This window comes from Pseudobacter ginsenosidimutans (genome assembly GCF_007970185.1).
GTDB lineage: Bacteria > Bacteroidota > Bacteroidia > Chitinophagales > Chitinophagaceae > Pseudobacter > Pseudobacter ginsenosidimutans.
Genome location: NZ_CP042431.1, coordinates 2,319,617 through 2,336,770 on the forward strand (window position 1 = coordinate 2,319,617; position 17,154 = coordinate 2,336,770).

12 protein-coding genes are annotated in these 17,154 nt (G+C 47.9%); 10 read left to right on the forward strand and 2 right to left on the reverse strand.

Going from position 1 to position 17,154, the window contains the following annotated elements:
* Window positions 1–50 precede the first annotated feature (50 nt).
* Window positions 51–3,506, forward strand: coding sequence for an amidohydrolase family protein (locus tag FSB84_RS09545; protein WP_130541783.1), 3,456 nt, complete (start codon window positions 51–53; stop codon window positions 3,504–3,506).
* A gap of 60 nt (window positions 3,507–3,566) precedes the next feature.
* Complete coding sequence (locus tag FSB84_RS09550) at window positions 3,567–4,076, forward strand: DUF4399 domain-containing protein (RefSeq protein WP_130541782.1); 510 nt, start codon at window positions 3,567–3,569, stop codon at window positions 4,074–4,076.
* A 56-nt stretch (window positions 4,077–4,132) separates the two neighbouring features.
* Here FSB84_RS09550 and FSB84_RS09555 read toward each other — a convergent pair whose 3' ends face one another.
* The gene (locus FSB84_RS09555) at window positions 4,133–6,292 is read right to left on the reverse strand and encodes a hypothetical protein (protein ID WP_130541781.1); all 2,160 of its coding nucleotides are present in this window, start codon (window positions 6,290–6,292) and stop codon (window positions 4,133–4,135) included.
* 75 nt (window positions 6,293–6,367) lie between these two features.
* Window positions 6,368–8,872 (reverse strand): DUF5686 family protein, encoded by a 2,505-nt coding sequence (locus FSB84_RS09560; protein ID WP_130541780.1) that lies wholly within the window; start codon window positions 8,870–8,872, stop codon window positions 6,368–6,370.
* A gap of 254 nt (window positions 8,873–9,126) precedes the next feature.
* Between FSB84_RS09560 and FSB84_RS09565 the strand changes: the two genes are divergently transcribed.
* From FSB84_RS09565 to FSB84_RS09595, 8 genes are all read left to right on the forward strand, one after another.
* Window positions 9,127–9,771, forward strand: coding sequence for a hypothetical protein (locus tag FSB84_RS09565; RefSeq protein WP_207234266.1), 645 nt, complete (start codon window positions 9,127–9,129; stop codon window positions 9,769–9,771).
* A 7-nt stretch (window positions 9,772–9,778) separates the two neighbouring features.
* Entirely contained in the window at window positions 9,779–10,078 is a 300-nt protein-coding gene (locus tag FSB84_RS09570) for a winged helix-turn-helix domain-containing protein (RefSeq protein ID WP_130541778.1), read from the forward strand.
* 60 nt (window positions 10,079–10,138) lie between these two features.
* Window positions 10,139–12,643: an XrtN system VIT domain-containing protein gene (locus tag FSB84_RS09575; protein ID WP_130541777.1), complete on the forward strand. Its 2,505-nt coding sequence runs from the start codon at window positions 10,139–10,141 to the stop codon at window positions 12,641–12,643.
* Window positions 12,622–14,007, forward strand: a complete 1,386-nt coding sequence (xrtN, locus tag FSB84_RS09580; RefSeq protein WP_158643826.1) for an exosortase N — start codon at window positions 12,622–12,624, stop codon at window positions 14,005–14,007. Before FSB84_RS09575 ends, xrtN begins: the two co-directional genes overlap by 22 nt.
* A 72-nt stretch (window positions 14,008–14,079) precedes the next feature.
* Complete coding sequence (locus FSB84_RS09585) at window positions 14,080–14,835, forward strand: DUF4153 domain-containing protein (protein WP_147122119.1); 756 nt, start codon at window positions 14,080–14,082, stop codon at window positions 14,833–14,835.
* Complete coding sequence (locus FSB84_RS09590; RefSeq protein ID WP_147122121.1) at window positions 14,811–15,659, forward strand: DUF4153 domain-containing protein; 849 nt, start codon at window positions 14,811–14,813, stop codon at window positions 15,657–15,659. Before FSB84_RS09585 ends, FSB84_RS09590 begins: the two co-directional genes overlap by 25 nt.
* A 26-nt stretch (window positions 15,660–15,685) precedes the next feature.
* Entirely contained in the window at window positions 15,686–16,018 is a 333-nt protein-coding gene (locus FSB84_RS30985; RefSeq protein ID WP_225980030.1) for a hypothetical protein, read from the forward strand.
* 59 nt (window positions 16,019–16,077) lie between these two features.
* Window positions 16,078–17,154, forward strand: coding sequence for a M20/M25/M40 family metallo-hydrolase (locus tag FSB84_RS09595; protein WP_225980031.1), 1,077 nt, complete (start codon window positions 16,078–16,080; stop codon window positions 17,152–17,154).

The window sequence follows — 17,154 nt, forward strand, 5'->3', positions numbered from 1 at the left end:
TTACTCTTTTTTGGTTGTATATTCCTATACAAATAAAACCAGGATTTGTTATGCGATCTACTATTTTACGCCGTCCCGCCCACGGGGGCCTCTGGCTGGCTGTGCTGTTGACATCCGGAGCAGCACTGGGCGCCGGATTCCCCGGACAGCGGCTAACCGATACTGTTCCTAAAAAAGGTTTCGCATTCACAGAAGTGAAAACACTACCGCTAAAGCCTGAACGAAATATCTCTTTCAATACTGATGAAGGTACCTGGATGTCGGTAGATATCAGTCCAGATGGCAATACCATCGTCTTCGACCTCATGGGCGATCTCTACACCATTCCCGCTACCGGTGGTAAGGCAACCCGCATCACCCGCGGATTCGCTTTCGATACACATCCCCGTTACAGTCCCGACGGAAAAAAGATATTATTCACTTCAGACCGCAGTGGTTCAGAAAATATCTGGTACCTAGATACTGAAAAGAAAGATACCGTGCAGGTGACAAAAGACCGGGATCAGAATTTTCCCAGTGCTGCCTGGACGCCCGATGGCAATTACATCGTAGCCGCCCGTGGCCGCCTGGATGTTAAGCTCTGGCTTCTTCACAAAGATGCAGGCTCCGGCGCCCAGCTCACAGACGCTCCGGGAATCAAAACCATCGATCCGGCTGTGAGCCCGGATGGACGCTATGTCTATTTTTCCCAACGTGCAGGTTTCTGGAATTATAATGCGATGCTGCCGCAATACCAACTGAATGTATTAGACAGGGAGAATGGAAAAACGCAGGGCATCAGCACGCGATACGGGTCTGCATTTACACCGGTATTGTCGAAAGACGGACAATGGCTGGTTTATGGTACGCGATATGAAGACAAGACCGGCCTCGTGATCCGCAACCTGAAGAATGGGGATGAACGGTGGCTTGCTTATCCTGTGCAACGCGATGAACAGGAATCCATCGCAACCATGGGCGTATTGCCGGGAATGACATTCACGCCTGACAGTAAGGCCCTGATCGCTTCCTATGGTGGAAAGATCTATCGCATACCCATTGCCGGTGGTAAACCTGAATTGATTCCCTTCAATGCAGATGTTGACCTGGAACTGGGGCCACGTCTTGAATTCAAGTATCCTGTGTCAGACACGGCTTATGCCCTGGCAACGCAGATCAGGGATGCCGTGCCTTCGCCGGATGGAAAGAAACTGGCTTTCACAGTGCTTAACCGATTGTATGTAATGGATTATCCGGGCGGCACGCCAAAGCGCCTTACCAATAATGATTTTACCGAAGCTGAACCTGTATGGTCTCCCGATGGAAGCCAGATCGTTTTCACTACCTGGTCTGCAAATGGTGGCCATTTATACAAAGTAACTGTGAATGGAAAAGCCCCTGCCCGGCAACTGACAAAGGAGCCGGCGTTATACGCCAATCCAGCCTGGACCTATACCGGCGATAAGATCGCTTTTGTGCGCACAGGAAACCAGCGTTACAAGAATGCGATCAGTCCATTCGGAAATGGTGGAGAAGATGAGCTCTGCTGGATTAGCGCCAATGGAGGGGATGTCAACTATATCGATAAAGCCAATGGCAGAAGCAATCCGCATTTCATCAAAGGCGATGATCGTTTGTACCTGAACCAGGGGGGCAGCCTGATCTCTATCCGCCTGGATGGGACTGATGAAAAAACACTGGCGAAGGTAACGGGCATCACAACATATGGTATCAGCAACCTGAAAGACCACGGGCATGATCATGCGCTGGATGCTACCAACTATTGTATGCTGTCGCAAAGCATGGCGGAAGCGATGGAAGTACAAACACCCGCTTCAGCGGCAGTAGTGTTGTTGTCGCCTGATGGCGACCGTGCCCTCGCGCAGGTGAACAATGATATTTTTGTATTCACGATGGTAAAAACAGGAAAGCCTCTGAGCATCTCCGTTGCAGATGCCGGTTCCGCCATCTACCCTGCCCGCAGGCTCACTGAGCTGGGAGGCGAATTTCCCGCATGGGAAAGTGATGGAAAGAAAATTCACTGGTCCATCGGCAACTCACATATCGTGTACAACCTGGAAGCAGCGGAACAATTCGACGACAGTCTGAAACTGGCGAAGAAAGAAGAAGCAAAGAAAAAAGCCGATCCTACCACCAATAAAGCAGACAGTACCAAAAAAGCGCTGGCAGCCAAAGCACCCAAAGAAGAACCTGCCTACAAGCCTGCCGAAACACAGGTGAAACTGTATTTCGAGAAAGACTTCCCCAAAGGCTCTGTATTGTTCAGGGGCGCCCGCATCATAACGATGAAAGGAAACGAAGTGATAGAGAACGGCGATCTGCTGGTAGTGAACAATCGCATCAAAGCTGTTGGTCCATCAGGAACCCTGCAGGTTCCATCAGGAGCTAATGTGATCGAATGTAACGGCAAGACCATCATTCCAGGCTTCGTGGATACGCATTCGCATATGTGGAATCCCTGGGGTATCCAGAAAACAAATTCCTGGATCTACACTGCTAATCTCGCCTATGGTGTAACCACCACCCGTGATCCGCAAACAGCTACTACCGATGTACTCACCTACAGCGATATGGTGGACGCCGGTAAAATGCCCGGACCCCGCGTGTACTCCACCGGCCCTGGTGTTGGTTTCTGGATGTACAATATCAAAGACTCAGCACATGCCAGCAAGGTGTTGAAACAATACAGCCAGTACTACAATACCAAATACATCAAAATGTATATGCTCGGGCCGCGCCAGGTCCGTCAATGGATCATCAAGGCTGCGAAAGATCAGCAGCTGATGCCTACTACTGAAGGTGGACTGAACTACAAAATGAATATCACCAATCTGCTGGATGGTTATCCCGGTCATGAACACACATTCCCTATATTCCCGCTCTATAAAGACGTGACGGGCGCAGTAGCCGAATCCAAAATGTGTCTGACGCCTACGCTGCTCGTTTCTTATGGAGGTCCCTGGGCGGAGAATTATTATTACGAAACGGAGATGCCATATAATGATAAGAAGCTGGCCTGGTTTACTCCTTACGAAGAATTCGCTGCCAAGACCCGCAGGCGAAGCGCCTGGTTCATGCCAGAAGAGCACGTGTTCAAGAAGCATGCTAAGAGTATGAGATCGATGGTGGAAAAAGGTGCACTGGCCGGTATCGGAAGTCACGGACAGCTCCAGGGGCTGGGATATCATTGGGAACTCTGGTCTATGCAAAGCGGCGGCATGACCAATCACGATGCTTTGAAAACCGCCACCATACTGGGTGCTGAAGGACTGGGCCTGGACCAGGACCTCGGCAGCGTAGAAGCCGGCAAGCTGGCGGACCTGATCATTCTGGATAAGAATCCGCTGGAGAATATCCGTAACAGTAATTCCATTCATTCCGTAATGAAGAATGGAAGGTTGTACGATGGCAATACGATGGATGAGATCTATCCGGTAACCAGGAAGCTCAACCGAAGTGAATGGAATTATCCTGCGCCCGTTAACAATACAGGTGTAAAAGAATAGCCCTAAACGGCTACCTTTGTCCACGCTTGTAATTAATCGTTCACACTCTAAAAAATCGCTATGCGCAAATTTCAATTTGTTCCTGCACTGATGATACTGGGTATGGTAGCCTGCAATGAAGCAACTTCAGAAAAGAAAGCCGATGCTGATACCACCGCTACAGCCAGCCATGATGGTCATGATCACCATGCACCCGCAGCAGGAACTGAGATCGCACCTGTTCCGGAGATCCCCGCAGGCGCAAAAGTGTACTTCAAGAATCTGAAAGACGGGCAAACTGTAACCTCTCCTTTTAAAGTGGAAATGGGTGCAGACAATATCGCAGTGGACACTGCCCGCGATATCCTGCCAGCTTCCGGTCATCACCATATCCTTATCGGATTGGATTCACTGGCTTCCGGAACAGTTGTTCCAAAGGACTCTGTACATCTTCATTTTGGAAATGCACAGAAAGAGGCCGAGCTGAGCCTGCCTCCCGGTAAACATAAGATCTCCCTCCAGTTTGCAGATGGTATCCACCGTTCTTACGGATCCAAACTGAGCACAACCATCACAGTGAATGTGAAATAGTGCTGCGGTTCAAATCATAAAAAAATCCCGGTTGCCATAACAACCGGGATTTTTATTTATTCTTCAAACTGCATCAGCCATTCTTTCAGATCGTCATCAATATTTTCAATGGCATAACCTCTTCCCAAAAACACGCCGGTAGCGGCTGACCCGGTAACAGGAAGTGCAGAAGGCCTTACCGGGAATGGCCCTGCAATACCAAGAAAGGGCTGGGGAAATCCTTCAATATCGAATACCAGTTTATAAAGAATGAACTTTTGTTTCGATCCTTTGAAATCAGTAATTATTTCTTTGAGGAAATTGATACTTGAAAACTCTGAGCTGTGATCAGAAATATAATCGAGCAATTCACTTTCTGAAATAGCAACCTGGTTCAAATATTTTGCCGGGAACAGTGCTGGTTTCTTCAGCTTGGTTAATGTATCGTACAGTATGATCCTGGTGATGCTATCGGCTGCGATCTTCTGCAAAACAGCAGCAGGCACTGGCTGGTTATTCCGGATCAGTGCTGCAGCAGCTCCCAGTTTGATAATTGTTGAAGGTTGAGAAAGGAATTTATTCAGGGATGATATTGCTCCCGGTTCCATCATATAAGTTAACAATTTGACCATCGCCATACAATACCAGTAAGGCGTACTTTCATCAAGTTTGGCAGCAGCTATCCCGGCAGCATGTTTATAAATAAACCCTTTCCATGCGCCAAGTGCTGCAGGCTGCATGAACTTTTCCTCCAGGAGCTGCCCGCATAATTGAATTACGAATGGTCTTGCCAGTGAGTCTTTCAACAAAGGCAACAATTGTTGCGCAAAAGGAGCGGCCAGGGCAGAAGAATCCCTGAATACTTCGAACACATCATAGATCCTGTCATTGGCGGGTATTCCTTTCAAAAGCAGATCGGTCAGGATACGATGAGCCTCAGCAGTTCTCCAACCGGCGAGCGCAAACAGGATCTCCGCTTTCACCATATCGGACCCTGCATTCCTGTACATTTCTTTCAATGTATCTAAAGTAGAAGGATGATGCACCTGCACCAATGCGCCTGCATAATAATTGTTGATAAAAAGATCAGCCCTGCTCCAGTTGCGCTTCAATCCTTCATACAACCAGGGAAGATCCTCCTTTGTGTAAGTAACCAGTTCCGCTATATCGATCACTTCATTCAGCACTGTTGTGTCGGACGACTCAAAATCATTGAAGAGCTGTCCTGACTTGTTGGTGAAAATGGTTGAAGCGGCAGGAGTAGCAGCGGGGCGGTAATTTTCAAACATCTTTTTAATATTCGCGCTTTTCAATGTGCGCATATCCGCAGCGGTTACCATCGCGATCAGGGTATCTCCGTTTACCAGTAAACGGACCCTGCGGTTCATATGTGAATGAGTATAACCAATCCAGCCTTCTGCAGATCTGAAAGGCCCGTTATGCGTAAATTCAAAAGATAGCAGTCTTTCTCCCTCTCCAATGCTTTCGGCAACCCTGGCCCGGAGCAATGCCGTATCGCTGGGATACCAGAACAGCCGGGGAAAGATGAACTTACTGATGGTGAGATTGGTGGAAGTAACACTGTCGTAAGAGAAATGACTTGACTCTTCAAAGATATTGCCGATAGTATCGTTTTCTACTTTTTCAAAAGGTGCGGGAGCCCAAACCGGTAAGGAATTTTGCGGAAGCAGATGATCAGTCCATCCTGTAGTGTCAGGTTCAATAAACTGCAGGGAAGCCAGGAAGCGGTCCTCATGCTTATTTACCATTTTCCTCAACGGGCTGAACAAAGTGAAAAAATAATTCCTGTTTCCCCGGAGGATATTCATTACCGAAAAATGTAAAGCTGTTCCGCTTGAGCTATCGGAGAATTTCAGCAATTGCCCGGGATAACCCTCGAAACTCAATGGTCTGAATTGTAATCCGTTTATACCCGGATTGCCTTTTATCTTTTTCAGATAACCCTTCAGTATAACCGAATCAACCATAACATCTGAACCTTTGGCATTGTTTTCCATCAGGCAGATGTAGTGAACTTCCTGCTCCGTATCAAAAGCCTTCACATAATAGGTGGTAAGATCGTTTGCTACCCTTCTTGTGAGGAATCCGATCTTTCCGGGAATCCTGACACTGATACCCAGGTAATCGTTCGTATACACCGGCGTTTCCAGAGAATCCTGGGATAACAAGTGAAGCGGTAATTGAATTGCCAGCAGAATGATCAATATATGTTTCAAAATCGGGTTAGTCATTGCCTGAAGGTAAAAAGCCCGGTGATGATCTCACCGGGCTTTTGTATATTTTTTGACTTTTTAGAATGCCAGTTTGAAGCTGAAAAATACGCCGAATTTCTTAACGTTCTCTTTCGGCAGCGGAGTGGGAGATACTCTCCACAGGAAATCAAGCCGGAAGAGTTTGAAGATATTGTCTACACCGGTTCCGATCTCCACATAAGGTTTACCATCCAGTGATTCGAAAATATAAGGTGAGCCAACAGGCATGTTATAAGCTTTGTTCTCTTCGCTCAATCCACCCCACAATGCTTTGGCGCTCCAGAACTGACGGAACTTGAATTTGCGCGTCAGCGGAATGAAACGGAAAAGGCCGGGGCCGATATTATGCTCCACATTCACACCGGCATAGCGGTCGTGCAGGTATTCATAGCGATTCATCAGGTTGAACGCATATTTGTTGTAATAGTAGATCTCATTACCAGGCGCTACATCCAGCATCATGTATGGCAGTTTTCCGTAAGTGCGGCCCGCAAACACATTGTAGTAAAGTGTACCAAACGGAGGGATCTTGGCGTAGTCCGAAATGCTTGCATTCAGTTTGTGGTAATCGAAACGGCTGTTGAAGATACCGCTCATACCCCTGGTGTAACGGAACTCAACGATAGGGAAGTCGCTGCCCAGGCTGTAACGGTTGAAAGTGCTTTCCAGGAATTTTTCCAGATATGCGTAACGCAGGCGGATGGAGAACTCTGCCGTTTTGAGGCTGCTGTCTTTCACGCTCGCTGCAAACATGCTCTTGTACGGAAGATTGGCTACAGGGTCGAATTCCTTATGTGAACCTGACACGGCTACTGAGAGACCGATCTTGGAATCCCTGAAGAATTCCAGTTTACGTTCGTCCATCATCAGGAACTTGATGGGCACGCCGCTCTTGCGGATGGCCAGCGCAAAGATATTGTCCTGGCTGATCTCATCATAGTATTGCTGTCCGCGATCGAAGTCGTGACGCACCATCCAGCTCACATAGGTTCTAGGGGTCTTGTCGAAGAACCAGCGGCCGTCGAACTGATATTTGAATTCCTGGTCCTTGAAGCCATAGGCGAGATAACCGTGCAGGAAAAGATTCTTGTTGAAATATTTATTGGTGCCCAGGTCGAAGCGTGTTCTGAAACCTTCCTGCTGGTTATAAGTGATCCAGTTGTACCAGGGGCCGATCTCATAATTGCCTACATTCCTGTAGCCGGTCACCAGGAAATTAACGGTTTTGGCTACACGCCGAAAGGCAGGAAGGCTCAGCAACGTATCGATGGTCTTATACAGCGCTTTCTCGTGTTTGCTCAGGTCCTCATGGCGAGCTTCCACCCAGAAGCTGTCAGGTACTTTCATGGCTTCGGGAGGCATTATGGTTTCTTCCAGGATTCGGTTCTTTGCCAGTTCGTTCAGAACGCTGCTGTCGTTCACTATTACATTTTCGTAGGTGGTGCTTTTGCGACCGATGGCGGAGAGGGCCTTCTCGCCGGTGAGCGACATATCCACCACAAATTTATCACGACTAAGGAACCAGGTGGTATCGTTGATCAGTTTGAATTCCTGGATAAGACTCAGCTTGTCCACGAAATTGATATTCGCATCTTTTGTGAGGCGGAGGTTCATTTTCTGGATAGCCCAGGTGGGATCATGCACCCAGCAATCGCCCTCGAAAGTATTCTCCCCTTTTCGTTTGGGCGTAAAGGTTACGTGGATCAGACGCTGGTTGTTTACGTACTGGGTGTCCAGTACGCGGTAACGGTAGTAGTTGTCTCCATTATCACTGATCGGGCTTACAAACAGTTTGTCGAATACCGGGATGAAATTGGAATAGAAGTTGATGTTCTGGTCCATGCCCCCGAGAAGCTTGCCCACGCTCTCGTTGTTGACGCCGATGGTTTTGATGCCCTTGAATACCTCCCGGCGTTTTTTGGGCGACTTCTGATAATAGTAGTCGGAAATCGCCTCTGTAAGGTACACGGGAAGGAAGGTATTGCCTTCTTCAGTGGTATCGATATTGTTAAGCACGAATTTGAACTGCTTCACGAAGGGCAGCTTTCCGAATTTATCTTTTTTGATATTCTTGAGGTCGATCTCCAGTTTGTTGTAGAGCTCGTAGGAGAAGTTCTGAAAGCGGTAGCGGTCGTTTTTGGGTTTGTGCTTCACGATGCGTTTCCACATGAGGTAGCCGCGATCGATCTTTTGTTTCACTACCACTTCCTCGGTGTATTTGCCCCGCTCCAGCATGATGGTGAGGTCCAGCACTCCATTTTTCTCTTTGCTGACGAGTGCCGAGTCAATTACCAGGAGGAAGTCCTGGAAACCAACATAGGTAACTTTAATGGTATCTGCGGGCCATTGATCGAAGCGGAAGATGAAGGCGCCGGAAGAGTCGCTGACGCCACCATTGCCTCTTTTAAGAAATTGCATGGATGCGAACGGCACGCGTTCGTCGCTATGTGCATCTTTGATGATCCCTCTGAGGACCTTCGTTTGTGCCTGGGGTATACCCTGAAGGCACAGCAATAAAACTATCAGCAGTGTACAGCCTCTCATACTTTGTTTTTCCACGGACTTGATTTGATCTTGTTCAAAAATACGCCAATGCCTTTAATCATATCTTGTTAAATGTGCATGAATGGTGGCGTACCATCTTTTAACATATTCTAAAGAGCCGGGCTGGGGCCATTTTGAACGCTGCCGCCCGGGTTTTAGTATAACAACCGAATGCAGAATTTCCCTCATGCTGAGCGAAAAAAACTTGCAGATATGAAAAACTTATTGCTACTTTGTATTACAAAGTGCTTTTTATGACTTCTCAACACCAATCACTGGATACTTTACAGGACATTAAACGGATGATGGAACGTTCGTCCCGTTTTATTTCACTGAGTGGATGGAGTGGTGTGAGCGCCGGTATCTGCGCGCTGATCGGGGCCTGGTTCGCCAATAACACATTGGAGAATTTCCTGGGGGGCGATATTGAACAGTATTCCAAAACTCCCATCATCATTTCCAGGATCCAGGTATTCCGGGAACTTATCATCATTGCGATCTGTACCTTCGTGGCCGCATTCCTAAGCGCTTTCTTTTTTACCTGGATCCGGTCCAGGAAACAGAAAACACCCTTATGGGATCGCACAGTGCAGCGGCTCATGTGGAATACCATCCTTCCACTGGGCATTGGTGGAATAGTGGTTTGGCGTTGCCTTGAACTCGGATATTTTGAAATGATCGCTCCCGGTTGCCTTATCTTTTACGGACTGGCGCTGGTGAATGCATCCAAGTACACCCTGGGCGAGATCCGCTACCTGGGTTACGGACAGCTGATCCTGGGAGTTATCAATCTTTACAGCCTTGGCCTCGGGCTGTATCTCTGGGCCATCGGATTCGGCGTATTGCACATCGTATACGGATTGGTGATGTGGTGGAAATACGAACGAATCAGTCAATAAGCATTGCATGAAGAACCCAATTGAACATCTCAATAAAATTTTCGATAACCGCGTACGCCTCGGGGTGATGAGCACTCTCATGGTGAACGAAGAGATCAATTTCAATGATCTCAAACAACTAATGGATGTTACCGATGGAAACCTGGCCTCCCATCTTTCCACCCTCGAAGAACATGGCTATATCAAAGTGCATAAAGGATTTATCGGGCGAAAGACCAATACCACCTATTCCATCACCAAGGCGGGCGAGAAAGCTTTCAAAGAACATATCGAAGCGCTCGAAAACATGATCAGGGGCATACGGTAATTTTTTTTGCCCCTACACTTTGTAATACAAAGTACTTTTTAATATGCTTAATAACCTTTCATGAAAAAGCTACGGCAAGATTCGCTCTATCTTTTTGGGTTGATCCTCACCTGCATCGCCGCTATCGTAGGAGCCCTTCCCTTCTTCGGCACAAACTCCAATGAGCAGGGGGTGTTCATGTTCAGTTTCGGAATAACATTCATCTTTTTCCTGACCTTACTGGTCAGTGGAAGACTGAAGAAAGGCCGGAATGGCCTGGCTCCGTTTTTCCTTTTCCTGGTCATGTTCCTGATCAGCGCCTATGCGCTTAACCGTGAGATACAGATCTTCCATGTTTCCACAAACTGGCTGAATGTATTACTGGTGCTGAGCTGCGTCAACTACATCGCAATTTTCTGGTACGATGAAATGCCGTGCTGGCTGAAGCTGGCGCATGTATTCATCATAAGTGTAAGCCTTTTGTTGTTTGTGTACCTGTCTCTTTACCTGGTTCCGCAATACGCGTTCAGCGCCTTTTTCTTCTGGGTATTGTTCCTGCCCATGCACAGTTTTGTACCGCTATTGCTGGTGATCTATTCCATTAAATGGCTGGTGAAAGTATCGGAAAACAACAAGCAGGTGGCCGTCTCCATCTGGAGCGGGATCGGTCTGGTAATGGTTTTCATCATTGCTTATGTTACTGCCTGGAATATCCGGGTGAATGCTATCAACCGGCATTACAGGAATGCAGATGCCGATCCCAGCAAATCGTTGCCGGTATGGGTGCGTACTGCATCGAAGGTTCCCGCCAACTGGCTAACGGAAAGGATATTGAAAACCGATTCAAGGTTCGGTACTTCCGCAATACAGGGAAGTAACCGAAACTGGTTCTGGAATGCGCCAACCATCAGGAGAAGCAATGAATTCAGGCATGATCCGCTGATCACTATTGCCACAGCATTCAATGGTCATCTCATCATGCCGGTGGAAGAACGGCTCAGGATCCTGCTGGCGGTATTCAATGAAAGGCATCAGGCGGAAGAAAGACTATGGTCGGGAGATGATCTGTATACGGAAGAAGTGAATTCCACTATCCAGATCTGGCCGCAGTATCGCATATCCTATACCGATATGGTGATCAAAGTGCGATGTGGTTATGGGGAATCGAGATGGAGGCCTGAAGAGGAAGCCATCTATTCATTCTCACTCCCGGAAGGTTCTGCCGTAACAGCTCTCAGCTTATGGGTTGATGGCAATGAAATGCCGGGCATACTTACCACTAAACAGAAAGCGGACTCAGCCTACAGGACTATTGTTGGCCGTGAAGCACGCGACCCGTCAGTATTGCACTGGCAGGAAGGTAATCGTGTTTCTGTGCGGGTATTTCCGGTTTTCCCGGGTAAATACAGAAGGTTCAGGGTGGGCATTACCACTCCACTTCAAATCAGAAAAGGAAAACTGGAATACAGGAACATCGGTATGGAAGGTCCTTCGCATACACTTGCCCAGAAACCTGTGACGCTGCAATTGATGGGGCCTGTAAACGAACTTGAACTGCCTGGAGGTTTCGCGCCAGCGCAAAAGAATTCCTATGAACGCAAAGGCCGTTCCGGCACAGACTGGAGCATTACCATGTCTGCCAGCAGACCGGTCTCTCCGCAGGCATTCAGCTTTAAAGGACAAGCTTATAACGTAAAAGATTATGTGCATCATCGCGCACATTTTCAACCCGCCCATGTATACTTGGATCTCAACAAAGCCTGGACTTATGATGAGTACTATTGGGCTTTGCAACTCCCCGGCCACCACAAAACATTTGTATGCCGGGATGAACAATTAGAAGAAGTAACAGAAAAGAACAAGGATGTTTTGTTCAAAGAACTGCATCAGCAACAGTTCAGCCTCTTTCCCGTTCACCAGATCGCCAATGTGGATACAGCCCTGCTGATCAGTAAGAGTGCTGGAAGTTCTCCCAATCTGGCTGACCTGAAGGAAACAAAATTCCTCGATTCACTGAAAGCATTCGCTACGCCGCGGCCACGTCTCCGGTTGTTTTGTATCGATGGCGAACTATCGCCCTACCTGCGCAGCCTGAAGGAGTACCGCATCTTTCATTTTGAGCAGGGAAGTATCGATGATTGCAGCCTGCTGATGGCCAGGGAAGAGTTTTCCATGGATGCCGAGGATGAGAACCAGGTGGTGATCGATCACAGCCGTATGATGATCACCCGCAGCAAAGATTCCACTGCCTCCGTTGCGCCGGACCATCTCATGCGTTTGTTTGCCTACAATCATGTGATGCAACAGGCAGGTGCCGGCTTGCTGAATGGTGAAGCGCCCGCGGATTCATTGGTAGCGGAAGCTGCGGAAGCCCATGTGGTAACGCCTGTGAGCAGCCTGGTGGTGCTGGAATCCCAAAAAGATTATGACCGCTTCGATATAAAAGAAACGGACGGCTTGAAGAATGCTGCGAAATCTTCTACCGGCGCAGTTCCTGAGCCGCACGAATGGGCGCTGATCATTCTTGCTGTTTTCCTTTTGTTCACTTTAAAATTCGGTCCGGTATGGAAAAGAAGATGGAGCTAAGATGGCCGCAGCAGTTGCTGACTGCTTCAGGAAAATTACCGTTATGGGTATGGGCTGCTTTCATGGGTTACGCTGTCATCATGATCGTGATCCTGCATGACTATATCGGATGGAAATCAGTGAATGTAGTACTTGGACTGATGAGCCTTCCGCTGGTAACCCGCATCACTGCAAAGAACGGGAACCACTACAGGTATGGCCTGATTGCTATTGCCACCGCCGTGCTGGCCTGCTTTGTGCCCACTAATACTATGTTGTATTTCTCCATCGTGTTTGCCCTGCTGTTTGTAACGGAAGCGGGTATTGGCCGCATCAACCTGATGCCGCTGATCATGGCGATCCTGATGTCGCCGCTGGTGCAATACGCTGCCGATGTATTCAGTTTTCCGGTAAGACTCCAGCTGACGGAGCTGGTTGGAAAAGGAATGCAGCTGGCGGGTATGGAAGTGACGGTAAGGGGCAATATGATCTTATACATGAACAATGAATTTGCTGTTGATCCTGCCTGCATGGGCCTCAATATGCTGGTGACCTCCATGATCACGGGGTTGATGATGATTGCGGTTAACCAGCAACGATATAACAGAACGCTGAGCAACAAATGGCTGCTGCCGGTACTGACAGTGATGATAGTGCTGAATGTTTTTTCCAATTGCGTACGCATGATCTGCCTTGTGCTTTTCAATGTATTGCCGGATCATCCTGCGCATGGATGGATCGGGATCGCCTGTCTTTTTCTCTATGTGATGTTACCTGCCATGTGGTTATCCGGCTGGCTGATCAGAAGATATGGGAAAGATAATATTGCCAGACCGGTGATTGCGGCGAGGCTAACAGGCATGGGTATGCTCACAGCACAATTACTGCTGATCATATCCGTGGCCATTGCAGCATCGGTGATCAAAAAAGAGAAAGCCGCGCTGCAGCTGGATACATCACCTGTGCCAATAGCGGCTGGATGGAGTGTAAGCCGCGTGGATGCTTCCATTCTGAAACTCGATAACCCGCAAAGCCTTGTGTATATCAAATCGATCCCGGGTTTCTACAGCGGGGATCACCATCCGATGATCTGCTGGCGCGGAAGCGGCTTTTCCTTCCGTCAGATAGAAGAACAACGCATCGCTTCCAATACAGTGTACACGGCCATCCTGGACGATGGCGCCCAAAAACTGTACACGGCCTGGTGGTACGATAACGGCTCCAGCCGTACCATCGATCAATTCACCTGGCGATGGGATGTATTCCGCGGCGCTAATAAATATGCACTCATCAATCTTACTGCTTCTTCTGAAACTGAACTGAAAGCCATGACAGCTGAGGTGATGAAGAAGCAACCATTCAACCATATCCTAACGGGCATGTGACTACCCTGACCCACAAAAGGAAAATAAACTGCCGGTGCGGCAAGGCCGGCAGTAATTTCTAAAATTCATTGTATGCAAAATAATTCAACTGCTATCCGCTGGGTATTGGCCGGTGGTGTGCTCTTCAGCCTCGTTTTCTTTCATGAGAAACTGGCATTGAACCTTGTACTGTTCGATCTTTTTATTCTGGCAGCATTATTCCTACAATACGCCGAAGCCAGGCAAAACGCTGCGGTGAGATGGTTTGCACTTGGCCATCTCACCAGCCTGGCTATGCTGGTGCTGCACAATACGGTGCTGAGCGTGTTCGCCTGTGTGATCACACTGGCGCTTACTGTGGCGTATGGACTGTACCTGCACAGAAGTCCCTGGTATGCCGGCGCTTCAGGGATCGCCAATATTTTTGTGAGCCCTTATCTTTTTTTCAGAGACCTGTTCACTAATCAAAAAAGAGAAAAGAAGAAAAGAAAATGGACCAAACTGATCCGCTTCGCCATTCTTCCTGTTTTCCTGCTCGTATTCTTTTTCGGAATCTATTCAATCGGCAACAGTGCACTGAACCAGTTCACTGAAAAACTGATCAACGAAATTTCATGGGCACTCGAAAGATTTATCGAAACTTTCTCCTGGGGCCGCTTCCTGCTCCTGTTACTGGGGCTGATGGTCTCCTCTGCCTTATTGCTGAAAAGACATTCACGCCATCTTTCTGAAAAAGATCTGGCGCATGATGATGACCTGCAAAGAAAGCGTATCACCTGGGCTGAGAGAAGTCATAACCCTTCTACAACCTGGTGGCCACTTTCATGGGAAAACTGGCAACGGGAATGATGGCGCTGAAGAATGAGAATACTACAGGACTGATCAGCCTTTTATCACTGAACGCACTGTTATTGGTTGTAAATATCCTCGACTTGAATAATATCTGGCTCAATTATGATCCCTCCAAAGAACAGGCAATGTCACAACTGGTGCATGAAGGCACTTATGTGCTCATCTTCTCCATTGTGATGGCCATGATGGTGGTGCTGTTCTTCTTCAAAGGCAACCTGAATTTCTACAACAGGAACAAATGGTTGAAGTACGGCGCTTACTGCTGGATCATTCAAAACACTTTCCTGGTGGCTTCTGTTTTTATGCGCGACCTCTATTATATCCAGCGCCACGGGCTTGCCTATAAAAGATTGGGCGTGCTGTTCTTTCTGCTGATGGTATTGATTGGATTGATCTCGGTTGCGCTGAAAGTGAAAAACAGGAAAACGAATTATTACCTGCTCCGGGTGAATGCAACAGCCGCGATCATTGTGCTGGTAATGGCCAGTACGGTACATTGGGATGAACTGATAGCTGGTTATAACCTGAGCAGGAAAGATAAGCTGGACCTGGATGTACCCTTTCTGCTTACTTTATCTGACAAGACCATTCCACTGCTGGAAAAGAATATCGCCTTCCTGCAGCAGCTGGAAGACAAAGCGCCACCCAAAGTGGAGCGTGATTTTTATGACGCGGGATCCTGCAATGCCTGTTTTGTTGAGCAATTGAAATACAAAGAAAAACAGTTTCTGAAAAAACAATCTGCATACTCCTGGCTCAGCTGGAATTATGCAGACAACTACGTGAAACGATATTTGACTTATCTTTCAACATCACATTGAATCATTTCTTCAATTAATGTTGACTCATGAAAAAACACGTATTGCTGTTCACTTTGCTCACGGGCGGAGTATCGGGCATGATGGCACAGGATGGTTTGCAAACTGTTTTTGAATCCATCAATACCGAAGTGTTGTCCAATTCAAAAGCTTATGAAACCCTGAAGGAATCCACAATCAGTATCGGTCATCGTCTTACCGGTTCTGTCAATGGAAAGAAGGCTGAGCAGCAGGTTTTCGATCTCCTTAAATCGTACGGCTACCAGGATGTAAGATTTCAGCCCTTTGAAGTGGAGAGCTGGAGCCGGGGCATGTACATCTGGACCTGCTCAGTACTTCCGGGGAAAAGATCGAAGAGCTGAAAGCGGTTACGCTGGCGCACTCACCGGTACGTGTAAACGAATCTGCTGAAATTGTTGACATGGGCAGCGGACTGGAAGAGGATTATCTCGCCAATCCGGGAAAAGCGAAAGGCAAGATCGTGCTGGCTTCACTCTGGCTCAGCGCCGGCAGCAAGCCCGGTACTCAGAACCTGCACCGTTCTGAGAAAACAGCTCTGGCCATCAAATACGGAGCAAAGGGGATCATGTTGTTCAATGGCGTAAAGAATGGCGTTCTGCTCACCGGCACCGCTTCCGTTACAGGAAAGCTCAATCCGATCCCGGCGGTATGCATTACCAATGAAGACGGACTCCGGTTGAGAGAGATGCTGAAGGAGAAGCAGTATCATGCAAAACTCAGCATGGATAATCACAGCGGGCCTATCAAAGCGCGCAATGTGATTGCCACGTTGCCCGGAACAAAATATCCCAATGAAAAGATCATCGTCTGTGGCCACCTGGACAGCTGGGACCTGGCTACCGGCGCTACTGATAATGGCCTGGGTTCATTTGCTATTGTGGACATGGCGCGTACTTTCAAAAAGCTTAACCTGAAAACAGAGCGAACAATCGAGTTTGTGTTGTTCATGGGAGAAGAGCAGGGGCTGCTGGGATCACGGGCATATGTAGCCGATGCTATCAAAAAGAAAAGCCTCGATCAGGTGAAATACGTTTTCAATTTCGATATGTCTGCCAATGCTATTGGTTTTACGGCGGGAGGAAGAAAAGAAGCGGAAGCATTCTTCAAATCAACCGGAGAAGCGATAAAAGCGATCGATACTGTTTTCCAGAATAAGACAAGTGCAGGCGGTGCGGGATTGCACAGCGATCATCAGCCATTCATGCTGCAGGGCATTCCTACAGCTACATCGGTCACCAATATTCCTTCAGAAGTTTTCCGCTGTTATCATGCGGATTGTGATGATATAAACCTGATCAACCGGAGTTGGATGGTTGATCAGGTCAGATTCAGTACGATGTTCCTCTATGCAATTGGCAATGCGGCGGAGCTGCCTGCCAAACGTATGGATGATGCCACTACCAAACAGTTCCTGATCGATAACAAGCTCAAAGAAGCTTTGCAGATCGCGGGAGACTGGAGATGGAAGGGCGAATAG